Here is a 21531-nt window from a genome sequence, read left to right as displayed (position 1 = left end):
GAAGGGCGAACGACGATGGCGAAGGCCGAGGGCGCGGACCACCGGTTCGGGCTGAACACGCGGGAAGCCTGGTGGGCGGACCCGCCCCCCGGCCCGCAAGGTGGCGGGCCGGACAAGCTGCGGTGGCCGATCTTCGCGATCGGATTCACCCTGCCTTACCTGATCCCGGTGTCGAAGACGCTGCTGAAGGCGGAGTCGGTGACCCCGCTGGTGATCGTGATGTGGTTGCTCGTCTACGGCTACGCGCTCTCGTACGCGCTCTTCCCGCTCGCGTTCGAGCGGCGCCGGCCCGCCCGGTTCGCCTACGGCGCCGGGATGCTCGCCCTCGGCCTCGCGGTGGTCGCCGTGGTCGGCGCCAACCCGTTCGTCCTGCTGTACGGCACCGCCGCGGTGGTCTTCCTGATCCCGCCGGCGTGGGTGGTGATCTTCGACGGCGCGGCGCTGGCGCTGGGGGCCGTGGTCCTGCTGCTGAGCGGCCGGTTCCTGGACAACTACGGCGACCTGATCACCGTCGCGTCGGTGACGTTGGCGATGTTCTTCATGTCCAGCCTGATCCGGGCGGTCCGCCGGCTGGAGGCGGCCAACCAGGAGATCGCCACGCTGGCCGTGGCGAACGAGCGGGAACGGCTGGCCCGCGACCTGCACGACCTGCTCGGGCACAGCCTCACCACGATCACGGTCAAGGCGGGGCTGGCCCGGCGGGTGCTGGAAAGCGCCGGCGACATCCCCCGCGCGGTCGAGGAGATCCGGGAGGTCGAAAGCCTGACCCGCAGCGCGCTCTCCGACGTCCGGGCGACCGTGTCGGCGAACCGCGAGGTGTCGCTGTCGGTGGAGCTCGTCGGCGCCCGGGCGGCGCTGCGGGCCGCGGAAATCGACGCCGACCTGCCGCACGCCGTCGACAACGTCCGGCCGGAGTTCCAGAACACCTTCGGGTACGTGCTGCGCGAAGCCGTCACGAACGTGCTGCGGCACTCCGGGGCCGAGCGGGTGCGCGTGCGGCTGGGCGGCAACTGGCTGGAGATCGAGGACGACGGCACCGCCACCGACGTCGTCGCGGGCAACGGCCTGCGCGGGCTAGCCGAGCGGCTGACCGCGGCCGGGGGCACGTTGCGGACGTCCGTGCGGCCCGGGGGAGGATTGCTGGTGCGGGCGGAGATCCCGCGCCCCGAACCGAGCCCGGCCACCCCGGCCGTGCGCGCCGAACCCGCGGGAGGACTCGCTTGATCCGGGTGCTGCTGGCCGACGACCAGGCCATGGTCCGCGGGGCCCTGGCCACCGTGCTGGGCCTCGAAACCGACATCGAGGTGGTCGGGCAGGTCGGCTCCGGCGACGAAGTCGTGGCCGCCGCGCGGGAGACCAAGCCCGACGTCGCCCTGCTGGACGTCCAGATGCCGGGCAAGGACGGCCTGGCCGCGGCGGCCGACCTGCGGGCCGCGCTCCCGTCGTGCCGCGTGATCATCTGCACGACGTTCGGGCGTCCCGGCTACCTCGCCCGCGCGATGGCGGCGGGCGCGGCCGGGTTCGTCGTCAAGGACGCGCCGCCGGAACAGCTGGTCGAGGCCGTCCGCCGGGTCCACAGTGGACTGCGCGTGGTGGATCCGGCGCTGGCCGCGGAGTCGCTCGCCACCGGCGCCAGCCCGCTCACCGGGCGGGAGCGGGACGTCCTGCGGGAGGCCAAGGACGGCGCCACGGTGGCCGACGTGGCCCGCGCCCTGCACCTCTCGGAAGGCACCGTCCGCAACCACCTGTCGGCCGCGATCGGCAAGACCGGGGCGCGGACGCGGGCCGAAGCGGTGCGGGTCGCGGAGGAGCGTGGCTGGCTCTGAGCCGGTTCTGAAAGGATGGGCCGGGTGGGTACCGCTGAACGCAGCAAACCGTCGCTCGCGAGCTGGGCGCGCCGGATCGCGCTCGGCACGGTCCTCGTGCTGCTGGCGCTCGTCGGCGGCACGGCGTTCCGGGTCTGGCAGGTCGCCCGCGAAAACGACCGGACGCCCGCCGACGTCATCGTGGTGCTGGGCGCGGCCCAGTACAACGGCAAGCCGTCGGACATCTACGCCGCCCGGCTGGTGAAGGCCAAGCAGCTGTACGACGCCGGCGTCGCGAAGACGATCGTCACGGCGGGCGGCAAGAAGGCCGAGGACAACTACACCGAGGCCCGGGCCGGCCAGCTCTGGCTGACCCGGCGCGGCGTGCCGGCGTCGGCGACGCTCGCCGTCGGCGAAGGCAGCGACACGCTGCGGAGCCTGCGTGCGGTCGCCCTGCAGGTCGAGGCCCGCGGGTGGCGGACGGCGGTGCTGGTCAGCGACCCGTGGCACTCCTTCCGCGCCCGGACCATGGCCGCCGACCTGGGACTGGAGTCGTGGACGGCGCCGACGCACAGCGGCCCGATCGTCCAGGAGCGCGTCACCCAGGTGCGGTACATCGTCCGCGAGACGGGCGCGCTGCTGTACTACCGGCTGACGAAGACGCCCGCGGACGACCTCTTCGCGACCTTCCTGGGCTGAATCTTGTCGGTGGGCCCGTTTACGCTGGTCACGTGGACTACACCGAGCACGACACCGCCCGCCTGCTGCCGGAGCCGGCCAAGGGCGCCGCGCTGCCCGGCGCGCGGGCGGACGGGCGCAGCGCCTTCTCCCGCGACCGGGCCCGCGTGCTGCACTCCGCGGCGCTGCGGCGGCTGGCCGGCAAGACCCAGGTGGTCGGGCCGGGGGAGGGCGCCGAGGTCACCGGCGTCCCGCGCACGCGGCTGACGCACTCCCTGGAGGTCGCCCAGATCGGCCGGGGCATCGCCGACGAGCTGGGCGCCGACCCGGACCTGGTCGACACCGCCGGGCTGGCGCACGACATCGGGCACCCGCCGTTCGGGCACAACGGCGAGCGCGCGCTCGACGAGGTGGCCGGCGCGTGCGGCGGGTTCGAGGGCAACGCGCAGACGCTGCGCATCCTCACCCGGCTGGAGCCCAAGCTGCTGTCCCCCGAAGGCGACCCGGTGGGGCTGAACCTGACCCGCGCGTGCCTGGACGCGAGCACGAAGTACCCGTGGCCGCGCCGGCCGGGGCAGGCGAAGTACGGCGTGTACGGCGACGACGCCGGAGTGTTCGAGTGGTTCCGGGAGGGGGCCCCGGCAGCGCAGCGGTGCCTGGAAGCGCAGATCATGGACTGGGCCGACGACGTCGCGTACTCGGTGCACGACGTCGAGGACGGGGTGCTGGCCGGCCGGATCAGGCTGCGCGTGCTCGCCCACCCGGACGAACGCGCGGCCGTCGCCGAGGCCGCCGCCAAGCACTTCTCGGCGCAGTCGGTGTCCACTTTGGAGGATGCGGCGGCGGAACTGCTGGCGCTGCCGGTGGTGTCGGCCCTCGTGTCCGCCGAGCCGGACGGGTCGCCGGGCGCGCAGGTCGCGTTGAAGAGGCTGACGAGCGAGCTGGTCGGCCGCTTCAGCACGGCGGCGGTCACCGGCACGCGCGAAGAGTTCGGCGAGGGGCCGCTGAACCGCTACCGGGCGAACCTGTGCGTCCCGGAGCAGGTGGCGGCGGAGGTGGCGCTGCTGAAGGCGCTGGCCCTGCGGTACGTGATGAGCGACCGCCGACGGCTGGTGATGCAGGAAGGCCAGCGCGAGCTGCTGATCGAGCTGGTCCACGCCCTCGCCCAGCGAGCCCCGGAGTCCCTGGACCCGCTGTTCGTCCCGGCCTGGAACGCGGCGGTGGACGACGCGGGCCTGCTCCGCGTGGTGGTCGACCAGGTCGCTTCGCTCACCGACGCCCAGGCCCACGCCTGGCACAGCTGGCACGTAACCCGCCACCACCGCTAAGGGGCATCACGCGTGACTGGCGGGGCATCACGGCTGATGCCCGCCCAATCACACGTGATGCCCGCTCAATCACGGGTGATGCCCCTCGGAGCACGGGAAATGCCTCTTGGCGCACGGCCGGTCCGAGCGAAAGTTTCGCCGGTTTTGTCATCCTCGGGTGGAGTTGCGCGTGGGGGGCCGGTGGGGTGGCCCGTTCCGGTACTCTCGCCCGCATGGCCACGGACAGCCACCTCCGGTTCGCCCTCGCCGTCCATTCGGCCCTCGGTGCCGGGGGCGGGAACACCTGCTTTTCGCCGTATTCGGTGGCCAGTGCGCTGACCCTCGCCGCGCGCGCCGCCCGGGGGCGGACCCGGGAGGAGCTCGTCGCGCTGCTCGGTGAGCCCGGCGAACAGACCGTCCTGCTGCGGGACGCCGCCCGGCTCACCGAAGAGTCCCACAGCAAGGAGCAGCCCGCGCTGGCCGTCGCCAACACGCTGTGGGCGGACGACCGGCTCCCGCTCGAGGACGCCTTCAAGGCCGAACTGGCCGAGTGGCCCGGGGCCGCCGTCGCGAGCGCACCCTTCGAAACGCAGCCCGAAGCCGCCCGCGCGCTCATCAACGACGACGTCGGGCGCACCACGCGCGGCCTGATCCCGGAGCTGCTGCCGCCCGGCTCGATCGACGCCGACGTCGCCGCCGTGCTCGTCAACGCCCTCTACCTGAAAGCCGCCTGGAAACTGCCGTTCCGCGAGGCCAACACCAGCGATCAGCCGTTCCACGCGGCGTCCGGCACCCGGGACGTGCCGACCATGTGGCTCGGCGAAAACCTCGGCTACGCCCGCGCCGGCGGCTGGCAGGCGGTGCAGCTGGCCGCGGCCGGTGGCCTGCAGGCCGTCGTGCTGCTGCCCGACGGCGACCTCGCCGAGGCGGAAAGCGGGCTCGACCACGCGAAGCTGACGGACCTGCTCGGCAAGGTCCGCTTCAAGCGGGTGGAACTCGCGCTCCCCAAGATCTCGCTCGACGTCCCCAGCACGCTCACCGGCGTGCTGCGCGACCTCGGCGTGCGCACGCTGTTCACCGACCGAGCCGACCTGACCGGGCTCTCGCCGGATCCGCGGCTGACCGTGTCGGAGGTGCTGCACCAGGCCGTGCTGCGCGTCGACGAACAGGGCTTCGAGGGGGCCGCGGCCACCGCGCTGACCATGCGCCTGACCTCGATGATGATCGACGACCCGGTCGCCGTCACGGTCGACCGGCCGTTCCTGCTGCTGGTCCGGCACGCCGGCACCGGGGCGCTCTACTTCCTCGCCAGGGTGGTCGAACCGTGAGCTTGAAGTCCGAAGCCGTCCCCGAGCTGGTGCCGCCCGCTCCCGAACCGCCCGCAGGCCCGAAGCGCTGGGCGTGGCCGGATTCCGCGATCGCCGGCGGGTTCCTGCTGTTCACGATCCTGCTCTACAACGGGCTCTGGTTCGTCCTCGAGCGCGGCTACCTCTGGAACGGCGCGGCCGACCAGAGCCAGTGGGAGTGGTACTCGACGGTCGTCGCGAAGGCCGTCCTGCACTTCCAGAACCCGTTCACCACGGACCTGCAGAACTACCCGCTCGGCGTCAACATGGCCGCGAACGCGGCGATGTTCGGCCTGAACATCCCGCTCGCCCCGATCACCCTGACCTTCGGCGCGACGCTGACCTGGGCGATCGTGCTGACCGCGGGCCTCGCCGGCACCGCGACCGGCTGGTACTGGGTGTTCTCCCGCCACCTGGTGCCGAACCGCACGGCGGCCGCGATCGGCGGCGCGTTCTGCGGCTTCGCGCCGCCGATGATCTCGCACGGCAACGCGCACCCGAACTTCGTCGTGCTGTTCGTACTGCCGTTCATCGCGCTCAAGACCATCCAGATCGCGCACGGCGAACGCCCGGTGCGCAACGGCATCGTGCTCGGCCTGCTCGTCGCGTGGCAGATCCTGCTCGGCGAAGAACCGCTGATGATCTTCGCGCTCACGTTCCTCGTGTTCGCGATCGCCTACCTGATCCCGCACCGCGCGGAGATCCGCGGGATGCTGGCGCCGCTGGCGAAGGGCGTCGGGATCGGCGCGGTCGTCGCGCTGCTCATCGCCGGATTCCCGTTGTACTGGCAGTTCTTCGGCCCGCAGAGCTTCCACTCGCTGCTGCACGGCCCGGCGGGCAACGACACGGCGGCGTTCACGCGCTTCGCGACGCAGTCGATCGCCGGCGCGCCCGAAGCGGCCGCGGACGTCTCGATGAACCGCACCGAGGAGAACGCGTTCTTCGGCTGGCCGCTGATCGTGCTCGTGGTGGTGCTGACGATCTGGCTGTGGCGCGACGTCGTTTCCCGTGCGCTGGCGATCACGATGTACGTGATGGCCCTGCTTTCGCTCGGCGTCGAGATCACGGTGGCCCACGACGACACCGGCGTCGCCGGCCCGTGGAAGTGGCTGGGCCAGCTGCCGCTGCTGGATTCGCTGCTCGAATCGCGGCTGGCGATGGGCTGCATCCCGCTGGTGGGCGGGTTGCTGGCGATCGCGACGCACCGCGTCTGGACGGCGGCGGCCCAGCAGCCGGCGCCGGAAGACGGCAAGCCCGCGTTCCCGCTGCGGATGATCTGGATCGGCGCGGTGGTGGCGGTGCTGCTCCCGATCGCACCGACGGAACTGGTGACGCACCAGCGTCCGCTGTCGCCACCGTTCTTCGCCGACGGGATCTGGCGCCAGTACATCGCGCCCGGCGGTTCGCTGGTGCCCGTGCCGCTGCCGAGCACCGGGGAAGCCGAGCCGCTGCACTGGCAGGTCGACGCGGGCCTCGGCTACCCGATGCCGGAGGGCTACTTCGTCGGCCCGACGTCCCCGGACGACCGCCGCGGCCGCTACGGCGCCGTCCCGCGGCCGACGTCGGACCTGTTCGCGCAGGTGGAACGCACCGGCCAGGCCGCGGAGGTCACCGAGGTCGACCGCACCCAGGCCCTGGCGGACCTGCGGTACTGGAACGCGGACGTGCTGGTGGTCGGGCCGCGCCAGAACCAGGAAGCCCTGAAGTCCACAGTGGAACTGCTGCTGCGGAAGCCGGCGGAGTTCATCGGCGGCGTGTGGATCTGGGACGTCCGGGCGCTGACGTCATGACCACTGTGGACGAACAGGGCCGCCCCGAGCCGCCCCTCGACGGCGACGAAACCACGACGCTCGTCGGTTTCCTGGACTTCCACCGCGCGACGCTGGCCTGGAAGTGCGCGGAGCTGGACGCAGACGCCCTGCGCGCGACGCACCCGCCGTCCACGATGACGCTGGGCGGGCTGCTCAAGCACTTGGCCTACGTGGAGGACTACTGGTTCTCCTACATCCTGGCCGCCCGCCCGCGCACGGCCCCGTTCGACACGGTCGACTGGACGGCCACGCCGGATTGGGACTGGGACTCCGCCGCGGAGGACTCCCCGGACCAGCTGCGCGACCTGTGGGCGGCCACGGTCGAAAGCTCGAGGGCTTTGGTGACGGAAGCGCTGTCGGCCGGCGACCTCACGCAGCGGGCCAGCCGCCCGCGGCGGGACGGCAGCAAGCCGACGCTGCGCTGGATCCTGGTGCACATGGTGGAGGAGTACAGCCGCCACAACGGCCACGCGGATCTGCTCCGCGAGTCGATCGACGGCCGCACGGGGGAGTAGCCGGTTATCGTGGCGGGGGTGGAAACCTCCTGGTACCCCGAACTCGAGGCCGAAGGCACGCTGCTGGCGGTGTTCCGGCGCCTGCTCTGCCCGGACGTGCCCCTCGAAGAGATGAAGTCGTGGCCGGGTCGCAACGTGGTCCTGAACCGGCCCGATCGGTCCGTCAACGTCACTCTCGGCTACACGGAGCGAAGGTTCCTCCTGCAGTTTTGGCTGCGGGGAGCGTACGTGGCGTCCGGCAGCACCGCCGATCTCGCCGCCGCCGCGGAAGCCGCCCGCGACTGGGCGGCGGGCGCCACGACGGCCGAAATGACCACGGCGTGGCCGTTCACCGAGTTCGGTGCGTGGGCGCGGGCGTGCGAACGGGGCGAAGGCATCGAGTACAAGTGGCGGCAGCTGCACGCCCACCGGGACGAGGCTCCCCAGCTGGTGCCGCTGAGCCGGTTCATCGAGCGGGCCGCGGCCGAACCACGGCTGCGGGCGTGGTTCCCGTTCACCAGTCATTTCACGCTCGGCTTCCGCCGGACCCCTGGCCGGGCTCCCGCTGCCGGCGTCTGGGTGACCGCGGTCCGAGACGGCGGGTTCGAGGTGCAGGGACCGGATCGTGAGACCGTCGTGGTCCCGGACGTCGAAACGACTGTCGCGCGAGTGCTCGCCTTGCTCGACGGCTGACGCCGCGGTCAGGGGCCGCAAAGCCGGGTTCCCCTGGCCAACCGAGGCGGTTGCGCACTGCGGCTAGAGCCGCAGGCCCACGAGTTTGACCAGGAACCGGTCGAGCTGCTCGACCGCGGGCGGCCACGGCAGGTCGGGCTCGTTGATCCGCTGCGCCAACATGCCGTTGACGGCGGTCCGCAGGTCGATGGCGACGGTCGCCGCGTCGCCGGCCGGGGCCGCGCCCGCGTCCATGCAGCGCTGGACCGCTTCGACCGTGCGGGCCACCATCACCTCCTTGAACGGCATCCCGTGCCGCCGGTGGACCTTGCTCTCGTGCAGCACCTTGTAGAGCCCGGAGTGCTCCTGCGCCCACGTCGCCTGGGCCAGGATCCGGGCGCGCAGCGCGGCCGCCGGGCCGGGAGCGGCGGCCGCGGCCTCGTCGCCGACGCCGACGAGCTGCTCGTGGCAGCGTTGCATCGCGGCCAGCACGAGCGCGTCGCGGTCGGGGAAGTGCAGGTAGACCGACGTTGCCGCGATCGACACCTCGCGGGCGACGGCCCGCAGCGACAACGCCTCGTCGTCGGCCAGCTCCTCGAGCATCCGGACGGCGGCCGTGACGATCTCTTCGCGCAGCAGTTCGCCCTTGCCGCGGGCGTTCGGGCGGCGTCTGGTCTCTTCCATCGTCGCCCAGTGTAGCTGGACACCCTTTGCGCTACAGGTGTAGCGTTATTCGCACTACAGCTGTAGCGCTATGAACGTTCAGCAACTTGAGGGAGCACGAACTTGACCACCGCCGAAACACCCACGAGCCTCGACCGGCTCGCCGCGCTCGACCCGGTGTTCGCCCAGATGACCGGCGCCAGCGCGAAGTTCGTCCGCGCGATCCCGGAACTGACCGACCGCGAGAAGACCTTCCTGTGCGTCACCGCCGACGTCTGCCAGGCGAGCCTCGGCCTGGCGTTCGCCGCGCACGTCAAGGCCGGCCTGGCCGCCGGGGTGTCCACCGCGGACGTCCGCGAACTGCTGCGGTTCGTCTCGTTCGACTGCGGCTACCACGCCGCGGTCGCCGGCATCGAGCGGATCGCCGAGCTGGAGGCGGAACTCGGCCTGCCGCGGCCGGACGCCGAACTGCTGGCCCCGGAACTGGTGTCGACCGGGCCGGACGCGGCACCCAGCCCGCTGCCGGACGCGGTGCGAGCCCGGCTGGCCGAACTCGACCCGCACTTCGCCGGCTACTTCGACCTGCAGTCGCGGATGCGCACCGGCCACGGGCCGGGCACGCTCACCGAGCGCGAGCGCGGCCTGGTCAGCCTCAGCGTCGACGTCCACTACCAGACGCTGGCCGACACGTTCCGCACGCACGTCGGGCGCGCGCTGCGCGGTGGCGCGTCGCCGGAGGACGTCCGCGCGGCCCTGCGGTTCAACGCCCAGTTCGGCGTCACCCGGGCCTGGCACGCCTGGGAAGCGCTGAACGCGATCCTGGCCTAACCGAGGACCTCGTCCGCGAGCCGGCTCAGGTAGCCGGCGAACCGCTCGCGGTCCTCGGCGGGCCAGTGGCCCACCAGCGCTTCGAACGCTTGGCGCTGGTGGGCCCGCGAAGCGTCGAGGAACTCCTTCGCGGTGTCGGTGAGTGTCAGGACTGCGCGTCGCGCGTCGCGGGTCGACGTCGAGCGCACGACGAAGCCGTCTCGGGCCGCTTCGCTCACCATCCGGCTGGCCACCGAGCGGTCGATGCCCAGCTGGCGGGCCACGTCGGCGACGGTCACCTCGTCGACGGCCGCGCCGTCGACCGCCTGGATGACGAACAGGTTCGGCACCGTCCACGAGGGCGGCGCGTCGGCGGCGAAGCGCTCGACGACGTCCGGGGCCCACTGGCGCGCCCAGTGGCGCACCAGGCGGAAGAGAGCCGGGCCGCCGTCACTTGATGTGTGCACAAGGCACGTTATAACGTGTGCTTTATGCACGCATCTCGGAACCTCGCCTACGTCGGGCTCCTACTCGGCATGGCCATGGCCCAGCTGGACGGCCTGGTCCTCACCGCGGCCCTGCCGTCGATCGGCGCCGACCTGCACGCCCGCACGGGGCTCGTCGCGGTCACCGCCGCCGGGCTGCTGACCCTGACCGTCGCGACGCCGCTGCACGGCAGGCTCGGTGACCTCTACGGCCGCCGGGTGTGCGTCGCCGGGTCGGTCGTCGTCTTCGCCGCCGCTTCCGCCTGGTGCGCCGCCGCACCGGACCTCGGCTCGCTGATCGCCGCCCGCGCGCTGCAGGGGCTCGGCGGCAGCGGCCTGATCGTCACGGCGATGAGCGCGCTCGGCGAGCTGTTCGACCGCGACGAGCTGCTGCGCCGCCAGGGCTGGCAGACCGCCGTCTTCGCCGCCGCCACGCTCGGCGGCCCGCCACTGGGCGGCCTGCTCGCGGCGGGCCCCGGCTGGCGGTGGATCTTCCTGGTCAACCTGCCGCTGAGCGGGCCCGCCCTGGTGCTCGGCCTCCGCGGGTTGCCGGGGAAACGGCGTCAGGGCAAGGAGAAGTTCGACGTCGCGGGCAGCGTGCTGCTGACCGTCGCAGGCGCCGCCGTCGTCGCGCTCGGCACGGCCGGCGCGCTCGCCCGCAGTCCACTGTGGACGCCGGTGCTGCTCGCCACGGCCGGCCTGGCGGGCTTGCTGTTCGTCCGGCGGCAGCGCCGCACCCCGAGCCCGCTGATCTCGCCGAAGGTGTTCGCCGACGCCGTCCTCAAGCGCGCGGTGGTGGTCAACGGCCTGGCGGGTGCCGCGCTCTACGGGACCTTCAGCTACGTCGCGCTGGTCGCCGCCATGGGGGCGGGCGCGGCGGGCACCGGGCTGCTGCTCGTCGCCATGACCGCCGGGCAGCTCGTGCTGTCGGCGTCCTTCGCCGCGCTGGCCCGGCGGCACCCGGACATGACGGCGTGGGGCCGGTCCGCCTGCCTGCTCGGCACCGCGGGACTGGCCGCGATCGCCGTCGCCGCCGCGGCCGGGAGCACCCCCTGGCTCCTGGTCCCGGGCCTGTTCGCGATCGGCGCGGCCTTCGCCGTCTGCACCGCCGCCTACACCGTGCTCGGCCAGACCCGCGCCGACCGGGCGCTGCTGGGCGTCACGCTGGGGTCGCTGACCTTCGCCCGGCAGGCCGGCGGCCTGGCCGGGGCCGCGGTGTTCGGCTGGCTCGCGCTCGCCACGACCGGCGGGCTGGCCGCACCGGGCCTGACGGTCGTCTTCGCCGCGGCCGCGGCGACGATGCTCGTGGCGTGGCTCACTTCGCCGGTTGTCACGTCGGCCCCCGCCGTCTCGTCCAGCTCGTAGCCGCCAGACGAAGGAGACCGAAATGCCGCGCATCCCCGCCAAGAAGACGTCCGAGGCCGGGCTGTTCCTCAAGCTCGTCTACCGGATCGCCGGCCGCCGCTTCGGCGCGGTGCCCGAGCCGATGGCCGTCACCGCGCACCACCCCGGCCTGCTGCGGACCTACGTGGTCCACGAACTGCTCGCCGAGCGGGCGTCGAAGAAGCTGCCGCCGAACGTGCGGGAGCTCGCCGTCTACCGGGTCGCGACGCGGATCGGCTGCTCGTGGTGCGTGGACTTCGGCACGATGCTGCAGAAGCACGACGGCCTCGACATCGAGCGGCTCACGAAGATCGACGACTACGCCACCTCGCCCGCGTTCAGCCACCAGGAGCGGCTCGCGATCGCCTACGCCGACGCGATGTCGGCGGACCGGGTGACGGTGACCGACGAGCAGGTCGCCGAGCTCGAGCGCGAATTCGGCCGCGAAGGCGTGCTCGAACTGACTTACCAGATCGCGCTGGAGAACTCCCGCGCCCGGATGAACAGCGCGCTCGGCGTCGTGGACCAGGGTTTCACCTCCGGCGACGCCTGCCGGGTCCCGCTCCCGTAGGACCCCGCGAACCCGACCCCGGTGGGACGCGCCACCGGGGTCCGGCGCGGGACCGTTCTGCGCATGCACCTCGTCGCCAGTGAACGGATCAAGCTCTTCAGCATCGCCACGCCCTGGGTGTGCGGCCTCTTCGCGGTGGTCGCCATGGTCTTTCCCGCCGTGATCACCGCGCTCGGTGCCGGCGAATCGCGCCTGCCGCCGACCGTCGCGAGCACGCAGTTCGGCTACCAGCTCGCCCTGGTCGCCGTGCTGGTGCTGGCCGCGCTCGCGGTGACGAGCGAGTACCACTCCGGCACGATCCACGGCACCTTCCAGGCCGTGCCGAGCCGGACGCCGGTGCTGCTGGCCAAGGCCGCGCTCGTCGCCGGCTACGCCTTCCTGCTCGGCGAAGCGGGCGCGTTCGCGGCCTGGCTGGCGGCCCGGATCCTCGCACCGGACGCGGACCTGGCCCTGGACAGCGCCGCGGACTGGCGGATCGTCGCCGGCACCGGGCCGGTGTTCGCGCTGGCCGCCGTCTGCGGCGTCGCCGTCGGCCTGCTCCTGCGGCACACCGCCGGCGCGGTCGCGCTGCTCGTCGGCTACCCGCTGATGGCGGAGAACGTCGTGCAGCTGATCCCGCGGGCCGGGCAGGTGATCCACCGGTGGCTGCCGCTGAACGTCGTCACCAAGTTCCTCGCCGGGAGCGGCGAGGCGAACGCGGGCCGGGACGGCGGCAACGCCGCGGTCCTGTCCGACTCGCCGCTGAGCCCCGGCTGGGCGCTGGCCTACTTCGCTGCCTTCGCCGCCGTCCTGCTGGCCGCCGGCATCACGAAGGCGAAGCGGCGGGACGCGTGATCCGCGCCAGCTTGTCCGGGTTGACGAGGTCGTAGATCGCCGCGACCTTCCCGTCGCGGACGGTGAACGACTGGACGTGCTCGTCGAGGGTGAGGAAGCCGTCCTCGCCCGGCTGCGGCGCGAGGTACACGCCCAGATCGCCGTTGACGAGCACCGGCGTGCCGCCGGCGAGCACCCCGGGCGCGTACATGCGGGTGAGGCCGATGAAGAACCGGGCGATCTTGTCCGGGCCCAGGATGAGCTGGCGGGCGGTGCGGCCCTTGCCGTTCGAGTCGCCGATGAGCACGACGTCCGGGGCCAGCAGCTCTGTCATCGCCCGGACGTCGCCCGCCTGCAGGGCGATCAGGAACTTCTCGAGCAGCTTCGCCTGGTCCTCGAGCGGGACGCGTGGGGCCGGATCGGCGTCGGCGAGGGCCTTGCGGCCCCGGGAGGCGTACTGGCGGGCGGCGTCGGCCGAGACGCCGAGCGCGTCCGCGATCTCCGCGAACGGCACCGAGAAGGCGTCGTGCAGCACGAAGGCGACGCGCTGCTCCGGCGTCAGCTTGTCGAGGACGACCAGCGCGGCCATCCGCAGGCCGTCGTCGCGCACCGCGATGTCGAGCGGGTCCTCGCTGACCGGCTGCCCGAACGGGGTGACGACCGGCTCCGGCAGCCAGTTGCCGACGTACCTCTCGCGTTGCGCGGCGGCCGACTTGAGCCGGTCGAGGCAGATCCGGCCGACGACCGTCGTCAGCCAGCCCCGCAGGTCGCGGATCGCCGCGCGGCCCGCGTCGTCCAGGCCGGCCAGTCGCAGCCAGGACTCCTGGACCGCGTCCTCGGCGTCGGCGCGCGTGCCGGTCAGCCGGTAGGCCACCCCGATCAGGTGGCTGCGGTGCGCGGCGAACTCCGCGGCGAGGGTGTCCTGGGCGGTGGGCGTGGAGGCCATGCCCCGAGTGTGCCGCAACGGGCGAGACTAGAGTGGGTCGCGTGGCAGGACGGATTCGGGAGAGCGACATCGCGGAGGTGCGCGAGCGGAACCGGATCGACGAGGTCGTCGGGGAGTACGTGGCGCTGCGCCGCGCCGGTGGGGGCAGCCTGAAGGGCCTGTGCCCGTTCCACAACGAGAAGACCCCGTCGTTCAACGTCCGCCCGGCGCACGGGACCTTCCACTGCTTCGGCTGTGGCGAGGGCGGCGACGTGATCAAGTTCGTCCAGAAGATCGACCTGATCTCGTTCGTCGAGGCCGTCGAGCGGCTGGCCGACCGGGTCGGCATCCGGCTCACCTACGAGGGCGGCGGCGCGACGATCCAGCGCGACCGCGGCAGCCGCAGCCGGCTGATCGAGGCCCACCGCGCAGCCCAGGAGTTCTACGCCGAGCAGCTGGTCACCGACGAGGCGCGCCCGGCGCGCGACTTCCTGTCCGAGCGCGGGTTCGACGCCGCGATGGCGAAGACGTTCGGCTGCGGGTACGCCCCCGGCGGCTGGGACAAGCTGACGAAGTTCCTGCTCAACCGCGGTTTCGAGGTCAAGGAGCTGCTCACGGCGGGGCTGTCCAAGGAGGGGCAGCGCGGCCCGATGGACCGGTTCCACCGGCGGCTGGTCTGGCCGATCCGCGACGTCGGCAACGAAGTCGTCGGCTTCGGCGCGCGGCGGCTGTTCGACGACGACCGGATCTCGGCGAAGTACCTCAACACCGCCGAGTCGCCGATCTACAAGAAGTCCCAGGTCATGTTCGGCCTCGACCTCGCCAAGCGCGAGATCGCGAAGCGGCACCAGGTCGTCGTGGTCGAGGGCTACACCGACGTGATGGCCATGCACGCCTCGGGCGTGCCGACGGCGGTGGCGTCGTCGGGCACGGCGTTCGGCGAAGACCACATGAAGGTGCTTCGCCGGCTGATGATGGACGACGACGCCTTCCGCGGCGAAGTGATCTTCACCTTCGACGGCGACGAAGCGGGCCAGAAGGCGGCGTTGAAGGCGTTCGAAGGCGACCAGACGTTCGCCGGCCAGACGTACATCGCGGTGGCGCCGGACGGCATGGACCCCTGCGAGCTGCGGCTGGCCAAGGGCGACAGCGCGGTGAAGGACCTGGTCGCGCGGCGGACGCCGCTGTTCGAGTTCGTCATCCGCAGCACGCTGAAGAACTACGACCTCGACTCGGTCGACGGCCAGGTCGCGGCCCTGCAGAAGACCGTGCCGATGGTGGCGTCGATCAAGGACCGCGCGGCCCGCGACGGCTACGCGTCCAAGCTCGCCTGGTGGGTGGGCTGGCAGGACGTCGCGCAGGTCGTCAACCGCGTCCGCGGGGCCGCGGGCGCGACGGACAAGCGCGGCGGAGCACCCCTCAAGCAGCCGGCGCGGGCCCAGGCGGCACCGCCCGCGCCCACCCAGGACGTCGCCCGCCCGGCGCCGAAGGACCCGCGGTTCGCCGTGCAGCGCGAGGCGCTGAAGGCGGCGCTGCAGCAGCCCGCGATCGCCGGGCCGGAGTACGACGCGCTGCCGCTGGAGGCGTTCACGCACCCGGTGTACGTCGCCGTCCACGAAGCCGTTCTGAAGGCGGGCGGCGCGGGTTCGGGCTTGACCGGGCCGGCCCTGCTGGACGCGGCCGCCCCGCACTGTCCGGAAGGGACGGTCCGGCGGGTGTTGTCCGAGCTGGCCGTGGAACCGTTGCAGGCCAAGGACGAGGTCGACTCGCGGTACATCTCGTCGATCCTCGCGCGGCTGCAGGAGAGCCTCGTCGGGCGGCAGATCGCGGAGATCAAGGGCAAGCTGCAGCGGCTGTCGCCGGTCGAAGCGCCGGACGACTACCGCGCGCTGTTCGGCGACCTCGTCGCGCTGGAGCAGTACAAGAAGTCGCTGGGCGAGCAGGCCGCCGCCGGCGCGTGGAGCTGAGATGGGCTTCCTGCGCCGGTTGCTGGGCGACCGCACGCCCGACGGGTTCGCCGGTGCCCTTTCCCCTGGCGAAGAGGTCGTCGACAGCGCCCCGGTCGAGGGTGGTGGCCACCTGGTGGTGACGGCGCTGGGCCTGTGGGTCCCGTCCGGCGACGGCGCCCGCCGCGTCGGCTGGCACCTGATCGCCAAGGCGGCCTGGGCGGACGGCGTGTTCACGCTGACGGAGTCGTCCGAGGTGGGCACGGCGGGTGCGGCGGTCGTCCTGGCCGACCTCCCGCCGGTGCGCTTCCGGCTGCCGTCGCCGGGCAAGGTGCCGCGCGAGGCCTACCAGCGCGTCGAAGGCTCGATCCGGTCGCGGCACCGGCAGGAGATCGGTGCCGGGGGAGCGTGGTTCGTCCAGCGCAAGGTGCCCGGCCGCGACGGCACGGTGCTGCAGGTCCGGCCGGACCCCGGCACTGACCCGGCGCTGGTCGAGGCCATCGCCGAGCAGGTCGCCGCGAAGCTGGTCAACCCGGCGCAGTAGCAGTACGCTCGTACTCAGTACAAGCGTACTGCTAACTGGGAGGCGACCGTGTGGGACCCGGGCAAGTACCTCGACTACGCCGACCTGCGGGCCCGGCCGTTCCACGACCTGGTCTCGCGCATCGGGGCATCGGCACCGCGGCGCGTCGTCGACCTCGGCTGCGGCCCGGGCAACCTGACGGTGTCCCTGCGCGACCGCTGGCCGTCGGCGGCCCTGGAGTGCAGCGACAGTTCACCCGAAATGGTGGCCGCGGCCCGCTCACGCGGGCTCGACGCGGCGCTGCTCGACGTCCGCGACTGGACGCCGGCACCGGACACCGACGTCGTGGTGTCGAACGCCGTCCTGCAGTGGGTCCCCGACCACGGGCCGCTGCTGCGCCGCTGGGCGGCGGCGCTGCCCGCGGGCGCCTACCTGGCGGTGCAGGTCCCGGGCAACTTCAACGCGCCTTCCCACGCGCTGACGCGCGAACTGGCGGCGTCCCCGGCCTGGGCGTCCCGCCTGGCCGAGGTGGTCCTGCGCGAGGACGACGCGGTGTCGACGCCGCTGGAGTACGCGAACCTCCTGACCGACGCGGGCTGCGTCGTCGACGCGTGGGAGACGACGTACGCGCAGCCCCTCCAGGGCCCTTCGCCGGTGCTGGAGTGGATCACCGGCACAGCGTTGCGCCCGATCCGCGCAGCGCTGTCCGACGCCGAGTGGGAGGAGTTCCGCGCGGCCCTGTCCCCGCGGCTCGACGAGGCCTACCCGGCCCGCCCCGACGGCGTCACGTGGTTCGAGTTCCGCCGGGTGTTCTTCGTGGCCCGCATCAGCGCTTGAGCTTCTCCCCGATCTTGGCCCGAGCGACTCCGGCGGCGCCCTGGACCATGGGGTGGTCGACGACCCGGCGGTAGGTGCGCACGAGCTGCTCGTACCGCCCCCGGCCTGCCTTGGCGCCCAGTACGTACCCCAGGCCTGCCCCCAGCAGGAACTTCTTCATCCGAGTCCACGCCTTCCGTCGTTAGGTCGTCCGACTGTCCATTGTCCAGGAAAACCGGCCGGGCGGGGGCGGTTGCGCTAAGTGGGGGGTGGTGTGAGGGGTCACGGAGGCATGGGCTAAAGTTCTTCTCGTCGGTCGGAGAGGCCGGCACCGGAAGTGAGCGACATTCCCCTGTAGCTCAACTGGCAGAGCATTCGGCTGTTAACCGGAGGGTTCTTGGTTCGAGTCCAAGCGGGGGAGCTGTCAGACGAGAAAGCCCAGGCCAACGGCCTGGGCTTCTCTGCGTTGTAGGGCAGTGGCGCCTGGAGGGAGGATTTAGTGATTAAAAACTCCGGCAAGGTGTCGCCGCTGCGGACATCAGCACTTCGGCGTTCCGGGCGGTATACTCGCTGCTTCCGTACAGGCACCCGCGATCGCAGGGGTGTTGGGCAAGTTGGTCGAGGAGGCGTTCGGCCGCCAATCGCTCGCGCTGCTGACCACTCTCAACGCGGAGTGCGCCAGCGCAGACGAGCTCACCGAGTCCACTACCGCGGCGTTCCAGCAGCACCCAGACCTACGCGATCATCACCAGCTTCCCGGGATCTGGCCGGACGCTCAGCGGGAGTGGAAGTCTTGCCTGCGCGACCCGCTTGGCCGACGCCCGGCTGACACGCCACACGCCACGCCTCTGAGCAGCACCAAGCTCACTCGATCGCCTCGGGTCACGGTGATCGGCAGCGAGCTGAGCCTGCGCAGGCGACCCGTGGCGTCCGCGTCCGAGCCTTCGGCGAGTCCTGGTCCCCGGTGTGCGCGCGGGCCGCCGCGCGTGCTCGCCCGCCAGGCACCTCTCGATGAAGACGAGGTGCGAACGGGCGGTGTCCCATCCCGATCCGAGGGGGGCACCGCTGCAGGTCCTTCAGTCGTTCAGCAGAGGTCGATGCCGGGGATCCGGCCGGCGTAGCCGGTGTTGACGTAGTAACCGCGGACGCGTGGAACAAGCGGGTCGGTCACGACTGGACGCCCTACCTCGCGGCCAAGGACGACGACTCTGCGCACTCTCGTGGTCATGGTTCGTCAGCGCGTCGCCGCACTTACGGAACGCGGGTGCCGGCGCCCAGTGTCCAGCGCTGATTGGCTCCGCCGTTGCAGGCCCACAGTTGGATGCCTGATCCATGGGGATTCACTGCTCCGGAGACGTCGAGGCAGAGTCCGGACTGGACGCCGGTGATCGTGCCGTCGGAGTTGGTGTTCCACTGCTGGTTGGCGCCGCCATTGCAGTCGTAGAGCTCGACCTGCGTGCCGGAGACCGTTCCGCTGGCGTGTGCGTCGAAGCACTTGTTCAGGACTTTGAGGGTCTTGGCCGAGGTGCTGTAGGCGACCTTTTGGTTCTCGCCGCCGTTGCAGTCCCACACCACGAGCTGCGTGCCGTTCACGGTCGTGCCGCCGGGAGAGTCGGCGCAGCGGCCGGAGTTGGCGCTCGTGAGCGGGCCGCCCAGCGTTGTGTTGCCCGCACTGGGGGTGACCTTGAACAGCGCTGATTCGTGGCTTTGCAGGCTGCGCGAGACCGAGTTGCTGGATGTGCCCGCGTCCGCTCTGGCCCACAGGTTTCGGACCGTGGCGTTGCCGGTGAAGCCGAGGTCGGCCCAGCTGGCGATGATCGTGGCGGTTGTGTCGCCGAGGTTGAACATGGCTACCGTGTAGCTGCCGTCCGAGTTCTTCGGCGAACGCCAGACCTGCTACTGGGTGGTCTGGGATACCGGGGTGGCTGGACGACCGCCGTCCCGGTCGACGGCGAGGACCTCGTCGTTCTTCAGCATTCCGAGGTCGCCGGCGTCGAAGTTGGTCATGTCCACACCGAGCAGCAGCGGGGCCTTGGAGATCGCCCACAGGGTGAGCTGACTCTGCTGCTCGGCCGGCGTGAGGCCGGTGGCCGCGCCGTTGCCGACCTCCAGCGAGTCGGGGTCGTTCCACGCACCTGGACCGGCGTAGGGCGCCCACTTCGGCAGGTCGGCCCAGCGCGACGGATCATCCCCCAGTGGGTCAGGGCCGAGCAGTAGCACACGATGTCGCCACTGATCCGCCAGCTGTTGGCGTACTGCCGCCAGGTGTCGACGTTGCCGAAGTCCAGCGTGTTGGACAGCCCGTAGTGAATGGTCCGCCCGGTTTGACGCAGCGCGTCCGACCAGTGTTTGACGTCGTCATGGTCGCTGGTGTGCACGCCGTCGATCTTGATGTAGTCGACGCCGTAGGAGGCGAAGAGGTTGGCCCACGAGTTCAGGAATGCCTGCGCCGCGGCTGGGTTCTTGTTGTAGTCGATGAAGTACATGACGTTGCCGAAGCCGCCGTAGTTCGACTCGTACCGGCTGGTGTCGGAGACGATGTCGCGGGCGTGGAAGGAGGTCCCTTGGATCGGGGTGTCCTGGTTGTACGCGGCGACCGGGATTCCGGGGGTCACGTACATGCCGAACTTCTCGCCGAGGCCGTGGACGTAGTCCCCGAGGGCCTTCATGCCGCTCGGGAACTTGGCGGTGTCGACCGCCCAGTGCCCGTACTGGTCGACGGTGGTGCCGGGATTGAGGATGTAGTAGTCGTCGAGATTGACGTATTGGAAGCCCTTGGCCACCAGGCCGGCGTCCGACATGCCTTTCGCTTGCGCCTTCACGTTGGCTTCGGTGGGGCTGCGTATCAGGAAGCTCCAACTGCTCCACCCGGCCGGCGGTGTCCGGGATGCACCGTTATCGGAGGCCAGTGCCAGTGACGCCGTTGTGAGGTTCGAGAGCGACAGCGACGCTGCCAACGCAATTGGCGCGAACAGTTCAAATTTTCGCATGATCCTCCTCGAAGTAGCAATTATCGACTCGTCTCGACAAATGGTCGCAAATCAATGCGCCTGTCAGAGCCGTCGAGTAAGAATTGTCATTTCAGGCGTCCGTCACGTCACGCTGTTGACGTCGACGTGCTGCTGTCACGAATTGCTTCGGGAACCGAACTCTGCTGCCTCTGGATCACATGGACCCGCATTGCTGTGTGGATCCGGTGGCGTTGACGCGGAGAGCGCCGCCGCTGGTGTTCGTGCTGTTGCTGATGCAGTAGCCGTTGACAGTCTGGAAGCCGGTGTCGTAGGCGCTATCGCTGCCGCGCTGTGCCGTGAAGTGGTCGAAGGCCACTGGACCGCCGCCGTAGGTGATGACCGCGGGACGGTGGTCGTTGGTCGCGAACTTCACCGACGAGCGGTTGAAGTGGATGTTGTCGGCGTTGTGGAGGTACCACCCGTACGAGGGCCGGGTGCCGACGCTGGTGGGGTCGTAGGCGGTGGCGTTATCGCTGGGAGGTGCCGTGGCGATGGCCGCGCTGCCGCCTGGGACGGTGATGTTGACGTTGGTGAAGGTCACTCCGTTGATGTGGTTGTTGCCGGATTTGCCCCACAGGGTCGGAGTGGCGCTGGGGTTGCTGCCGGTTGCAGTGATGTTGTCGTAGGTGATGTTGCTGATGTGGCCGACGCCGGGGTTGTTGCCGCAGCGTTTTCTGGTTCCAATCTTCTGGAAGATCGGTGAGTGGACGCCGGTCACGGTGATATCGCGGTAGTGGACGTCGGAGATGGTGGCGCCGTCCATGGAGACCATGCCGAGGCCCGATTTGTTCGCTCCGGTGATCTTGATGCCTTGGAACTGGTAGTCGCTGAAATCGCCGCAGGTTTCGGAGTCGAACATCAGCGCGTTGCAGCACCGGGCCGAGAGTGTCGAGTTGGTCACCGTGACGTGTCCGTTGAGGAGTTTGGCGCCGAGGGCGTAGTCGCTCGTGAAGACCAGCGCGTCGTCGTTGGCGGAGATGTTCGCGTCGGTGACGGTGACGTTGGTGGTGGAGATGATGTTCCAGCCGTCCTGGTCGCTGGCTGTGTCGATGGTCAGATGGTCGGAGACGACGTGTTGCAGCCGTTGATCAGTGCGGCGAAGTGGCCGCCGCGGCGTAGTGTGATTCCGCTGAGGGTCAGGTTCGTACAGCGAGTCAGGGAGATGATCTTGTCTGCTTCGCCCGCGCCCGGATTTCTGGTGGCGGTGACCAGGTAACCTCCGCCGTCGATGGTGCCGGAGCCGGTGAAAGCGATGTTGGTCACGTTGTCGCCGTAGAACATGGCGTCGTGGAAGTGGCTGTGTCCGTAGTCCTGGTATCTGTCGTTGGGGTTGGGTTCGGCGGCGTCGTAGGTGTTGGCGACCGACCCCAGGACAGTGGATCCGGCGTCGAGCTGGATTGTCACGTTGCTTTTGAGGTGGACGGTGTTCTTCGATTTGTAGGCGCCAGCGGGGAATTCCACCGTGCCACCGCCTG

General features: G+C 71.0%; 23 protein-coding genes, 1 tRNA gene and 2 pseudogenes. 16 read left to right on the top strand and 10 right to left on the bottom strand.

Annotated features, from left to right (window positions below; genetic code table 11):
- The first annotated feature begins 15 nt into the window (after positions 1 to 15).
- The 8 genes from ACLJPY_RS16570 to ACLJPY_RS16535 all read left to right on the top strand — a co-directional run bounded on the left by ACLJPY_RS16570 (position 16) and on the right by ACLJPY_RS16535 (position 8134).
- Complete coding sequence (locus tag ACLJPY_RS16570) at positions 16 to 1224, top strand: sensor histidine kinase (protein ID WP_410589448.1); 1209 nt, start codon at positions 16 to 18, stop codon at positions 1222 to 1224.
- Complete coding sequence (locus ACLJPY_RS16565; RefSeq protein WP_410589446.1) at positions 1221 to 1826, top strand: response regulator; 606 nt, start codon at positions 1221 to 1223, stop codon at positions 1824 to 1826. Before ACLJPY_RS16570 ends, ACLJPY_RS16565 begins: the two co-directional genes overlap by 4 nt.
- Before the next feature lie 24 nt (positions 1827 to 1850).
- Positions 1851 to 2504 carry a YdcF family protein gene (locus tag ACLJPY_RS16560; protein ID WP_410589444.1) on the top strand — a complete coding sequence of 218 codons (654 nt, stop codon included), beginning with the start codon at positions 1851 to 1853 and terminating at the stop codon, positions 2502 to 2504.
- A gap of 32 nt (positions 2505 to 2536) precedes the next feature.
- Positions 2537 to 3811 (top strand): deoxyguanosinetriphosphate triphosphohydrolase, encoded by a 1275-nt coding sequence (locus ACLJPY_RS16555; protein ID WP_410589443.1) that lies wholly within the window; start codon positions 2537 to 2539, stop codon positions 3809 to 3811.
- A gap of 212 nt (positions 3812 to 4023) precedes the next feature.
- On the top strand, positions 4024 to 5118 hold the full coding sequence (locus ACLJPY_RS16550; protein WP_410589441.1) for a serpin family protein: 1095 nt from the start codon (positions 4024 to 4026) through the stop codon (positions 5116 to 5118).
- Entirely contained in the window at positions 5115 to 6926 is a 1812-nt protein-coding gene (locus ACLJPY_RS16545; RefSeq protein ID WP_410589439.1) for a glycosyl transferase, read from the top strand. Before ACLJPY_RS16550 ends, ACLJPY_RS16545 begins: the two co-directional genes overlap by 4 nt.
- Positions 6923 to 7462, top strand: coding sequence for a DinB family protein (locus tag ACLJPY_RS16540; RefSeq protein WP_410589437.1), 540 nt, complete (start codon positions 6923 to 6925; stop codon positions 7460 to 7462). Before ACLJPY_RS16545 ends, ACLJPY_RS16540 begins: the two co-directional genes overlap by 4 nt.
- Positions 7463 to 7480: 18 nt before the next feature.
- Positions 7481 to 8134, top strand: a complete 654-nt coding sequence (locus ACLJPY_RS16535) for a DUF6193 family natural product biosynthesis protein (protein ID WP_410589435.1) — start codon at positions 7481 to 7483, stop codon at positions 8132 to 8134.
- A gap of 63 nt (positions 8135 to 8197) precedes the next feature.
- Here ACLJPY_RS16535 and ACLJPY_RS16530 read toward each other — a convergent pair whose 3' ends face one another.
- The gene (locus ACLJPY_RS16530; protein WP_410589434.1) at positions 8198 to 8797 is read right to left on the bottom strand and encodes a TetR/AcrR family transcriptional regulator; all 600 of its coding nucleotides are present in this window, start codon (positions 8795 to 8797) and stop codon (positions 8198 to 8200) included.
- Positions 8798 to 8899: 102 nt separating this feature from the next.
- Here ACLJPY_RS16530 and ACLJPY_RS16525 point away from each other — a divergent pair, with 102 nt between their 5' ends.
- Positions 8900 to 9604, top strand: coding sequence for a carboxymuconolactone decarboxylase family protein (locus ACLJPY_RS16525; protein WP_410589432.1), 705 nt, complete (start codon positions 8900 to 8902; stop codon positions 9602 to 9604).
- On the opposite strand, the gene ACLJPY_RS16520 is transcribed toward ACLJPY_RS16525, so the two are convergent.
- Positions 9601 to 10050, bottom strand: coding sequence for a MarR family winged helix-turn-helix transcriptional regulator (locus ACLJPY_RS16520; protein WP_410589431.1), 450 nt, complete (start codon positions 10048 to 10050; stop codon positions 9601 to 9603). The genes ACLJPY_RS16525 and ACLJPY_RS16520 overlap by 4 nt on opposite strands.
- Positions 10051 to 10074: 24 nt before the next feature.
- Between ACLJPY_RS16520 and ACLJPY_RS16515 the strand changes: the two genes are divergently transcribed.
- From ACLJPY_RS16515 to ACLJPY_RS16505, 3 genes are all read left to right on the top strand, one after another.
- The gene (locus ACLJPY_RS16515) at positions 10075 to 11433 is read left to right on the top strand and encodes an MFS transporter (RefSeq protein WP_410589429.1); all 1359 of its coding nucleotides are present in this window, start codon (positions 10075 to 10077) and stop codon (positions 11431 to 11433) included.
- 22 nt (positions 11434 to 11455) lie between these two features.
- Complete coding sequence (locus ACLJPY_RS16510; protein WP_410589427.1) at positions 11456 to 12022, top strand: carboxymuconolactone decarboxylase family protein; 567 nt, start codon at positions 11456 to 11458, stop codon at positions 12020 to 12022.
- Between the two features lie 63 nt (positions 12023 to 12085).
- On the top strand, positions 12086 to 12856 hold the full coding sequence (locus ACLJPY_RS16505) for a hypothetical protein (RefSeq protein ID WP_410589425.1): 771 nt from the start codon (positions 12086 to 12088) through the stop codon (positions 12854 to 12856).
- On the opposite strand, the gene ACLJPY_RS16500 is transcribed toward ACLJPY_RS16505, so the two are convergent.
- Positions 12828 to 13781 carry a sigma-70 family RNA polymerase sigma factor gene (locus ACLJPY_RS16500; protein WP_410589423.1) on the bottom strand — a complete coding sequence of 318 codons (954 nt, stop codon included), beginning with the start codon at positions 13779 to 13781 and terminating at the stop codon, positions 12828 to 12830. The genes ACLJPY_RS16505 and ACLJPY_RS16500 overlap by 29 nt on opposite strands.
- Before the next feature lie 41 nt (positions 13782 to 13822).
- On the opposite strand from ACLJPY_RS16500, the gene dnaG reads away from it, so the two are divergent.
- From dnaG to ACLJPY_RS16485, 3 genes are read left to right on the top strand one after another with little or no spacing between them, the layout of a single operon-like run.
- A complete protein-coding gene (gene dnaG / locus ACLJPY_RS16495; RefSeq protein ID WP_410589421.1) occupies positions 13823 to 15727 on the top strand; it encodes a DNA primase in 1905 nt (634 codons plus the stop codon).
- Position 15728: 1 nt separating this feature from the next.
- Positions 15729 to 16250 (top strand): hypothetical protein, encoded by a 522-nt coding sequence (locus ACLJPY_RS16490; protein WP_410589420.1) that lies wholly within the window; start codon positions 15729 to 15731, stop codon positions 16248 to 16250.
- A gap of 48 nt (positions 16251 to 16298) precedes the next feature.
- Entirely contained in the window at positions 16299 to 17066 is a 768-nt protein-coding gene (locus ACLJPY_RS16485) for a trans-aconitate 2-methyltransferase (protein ID WP_410589419.1), read from the top strand.
- Here the strand turns inward: ACLJPY_RS16485 and ACLJPY_RS16480 are convergent.
- A complete protein-coding gene (locus ACLJPY_RS16480; protein ID WP_003097798.1) occupies positions 17056 to 17226 on the bottom strand; it encodes a hypothetical protein in 171 nt (56 codons plus the stop codon). The genes ACLJPY_RS16485 and ACLJPY_RS16480 overlap by 11 nt on opposite strands.
- Positions 17227 to 17393: 167 nt before the next feature.
- Here ACLJPY_RS16480 and ACLJPY_RS16475 point away from each other — a divergent pair.
- A tRNA-Asn gene (locus ACLJPY_RS16475) sits at positions 17394 to 17466 on the top strand.
- 830 nt (positions 17467 to 18296) lie between these two features.
- Here ACLJPY_RS16475 and ACLJPY_RS16470 read toward each other — a convergent pair.
- The 6 genes and pseudogenes from ACLJPY_RS16470 to ACLJPY_RS16445 form a co-directional block, all read right to left on the bottom strand.
- A complete protein-coding gene (locus ACLJPY_RS16470; protein ID WP_410589917.1) occupies positions 18297 to 18701 on the bottom strand; it encodes an RICIN domain-containing protein in 405 nt (134 codons plus the stop codon).
- A gap of 36 nt (positions 18702 to 18737) precedes the next feature.
- Positions 18738 to 18929 (bottom strand): annotated as a pseudogene (locus tag ACLJPY_RS16465) (glycoside hydrolase family 27 protein); the annotation flags it as partial.
- A gap of 12 nt (positions 18930 to 18941) precedes the next feature.
- Entirely contained in the window at positions 18942 to 19265 is a 324-nt protein-coding gene (locus tag ACLJPY_RS16460) for a hypothetical protein (protein ID WP_410589417.1), read from the bottom strand.
- Between the two features lie 11 nt (positions 19266 to 19276).
- Positions 19277 to 20035: pseudogene (locus ACLJPY_RS16455) on the bottom strand (TIM-barrel domain-containing protein); the annotation flags it as partial.
- Positions 20036 to 20210: 175 nt separating this feature from the next.
- The gene (locus ACLJPY_RS16450; RefSeq protein WP_410589916.1) at positions 20211 to 21071 is read right to left on the bottom strand and encodes a glycosyl hydrolase family 28 protein; all 861 of its coding nucleotides are present in this window, start codon (positions 21069 to 21071) and stop codon (positions 20211 to 20213) included.
- A 38-nt stretch (positions 21072 to 21109) separates the two neighbouring features.
- Positions 21110 to 21517 (bottom strand): glycosyl hydrolase family 28 protein, encoded by a 408-nt coding sequence (locus ACLJPY_RS16445; RefSeq protein ID WP_410589914.1) that lies wholly within the window; start codon positions 21515 to 21517, stop codon positions 21110 to 21112.
- Between the last annotated feature and the right edge of the window lie 14 nt (positions 21518 to 21531).

The sequence above is a fragment of the Amycolatopsis sp. lyj-23 genome, from assembly GCF_046549135.1.
GTDB lineage: Bacteria > Actinomycetota > Actinomycetes > Mycobacteriales > Pseudonocardiaceae > Amycolatopsis.
This window is presented reverse-complemented; position numbering and strand designations above follow the sequence as displayed.

Bases quoted from the DNA above. Each gene is read 5' to 3' on its own strand.
- ACLJPY_RS16570 (WP_410589448.1), top strand. From the start codon at position 16: ATGGCGAAGGCCGAGGGCGCGGACCACCGGTTCGGGCTGAACACGCGG.
- ACLJPY_RS16550 (WP_410589441.1), top strand. From the start codon at position 4,024: ATGGCCACGGACAGCCACCTCCGGTTCGCCCTCGCCGTCCATTCGGCC.
- ACLJPY_RS16540 (WP_410589437.1), top strand. From the start codon at position 6,923: ATGACCACTGTGGACGAACAGGGCCGCCCCGAGCCGCCCCTCGACGGC.
- ACLJPY_RS16530 (WP_410589434.1), bottom strand. From the start codon at position 8,797: ATGGAAGAGACCAGACGCCGCCCGAACGCCCGCGGCAAGGGCGAACTG.
- ACLJPY_RS16515 (WP_410589429.1), top strand. From the start codon at position 10,075: ATGCACGCATCTCGGAACCTCGCCTACGTCGGGCTCCTACTCGGCATG.
- ACLJPY_RS16510 (WP_410589427.1), top strand. From the start codon at position 11,456: ATGCCGCGCATCCCCGCCAAGAAGACGTCCGAGGCCGGGCTGTTCCTC.
- ACLJPY_RS16505 (WP_410589425.1), top strand. From the start codon at position 12,086: ATGCACCTCGTCGCCAGTGAACGGATCAAGCTCTTCAGCATCGCCACG.
- ACLJPY_RS16500 (WP_410589423.1), bottom strand. From the start codon at position 13,781: ATGGCCTCCACGCCCACCGCCCAGGACACCCTCGCCGCGGAGTTCGCC.
- ACLJPY_RS16490 (WP_410589420.1), top strand. From the start codon at position 15,729: ATGGGCTTCCTGCGCCGGTTGCTGGGCGACCGCACGCCCGACGGGTTC.
- ACLJPY_RS16480 (WP_003097798.1), bottom strand. From the start codon at position 17,226: ATGAAGAAGTTCCTGCTGGGGGCAGGCCTGGGGTACGTACTGGGCGCC.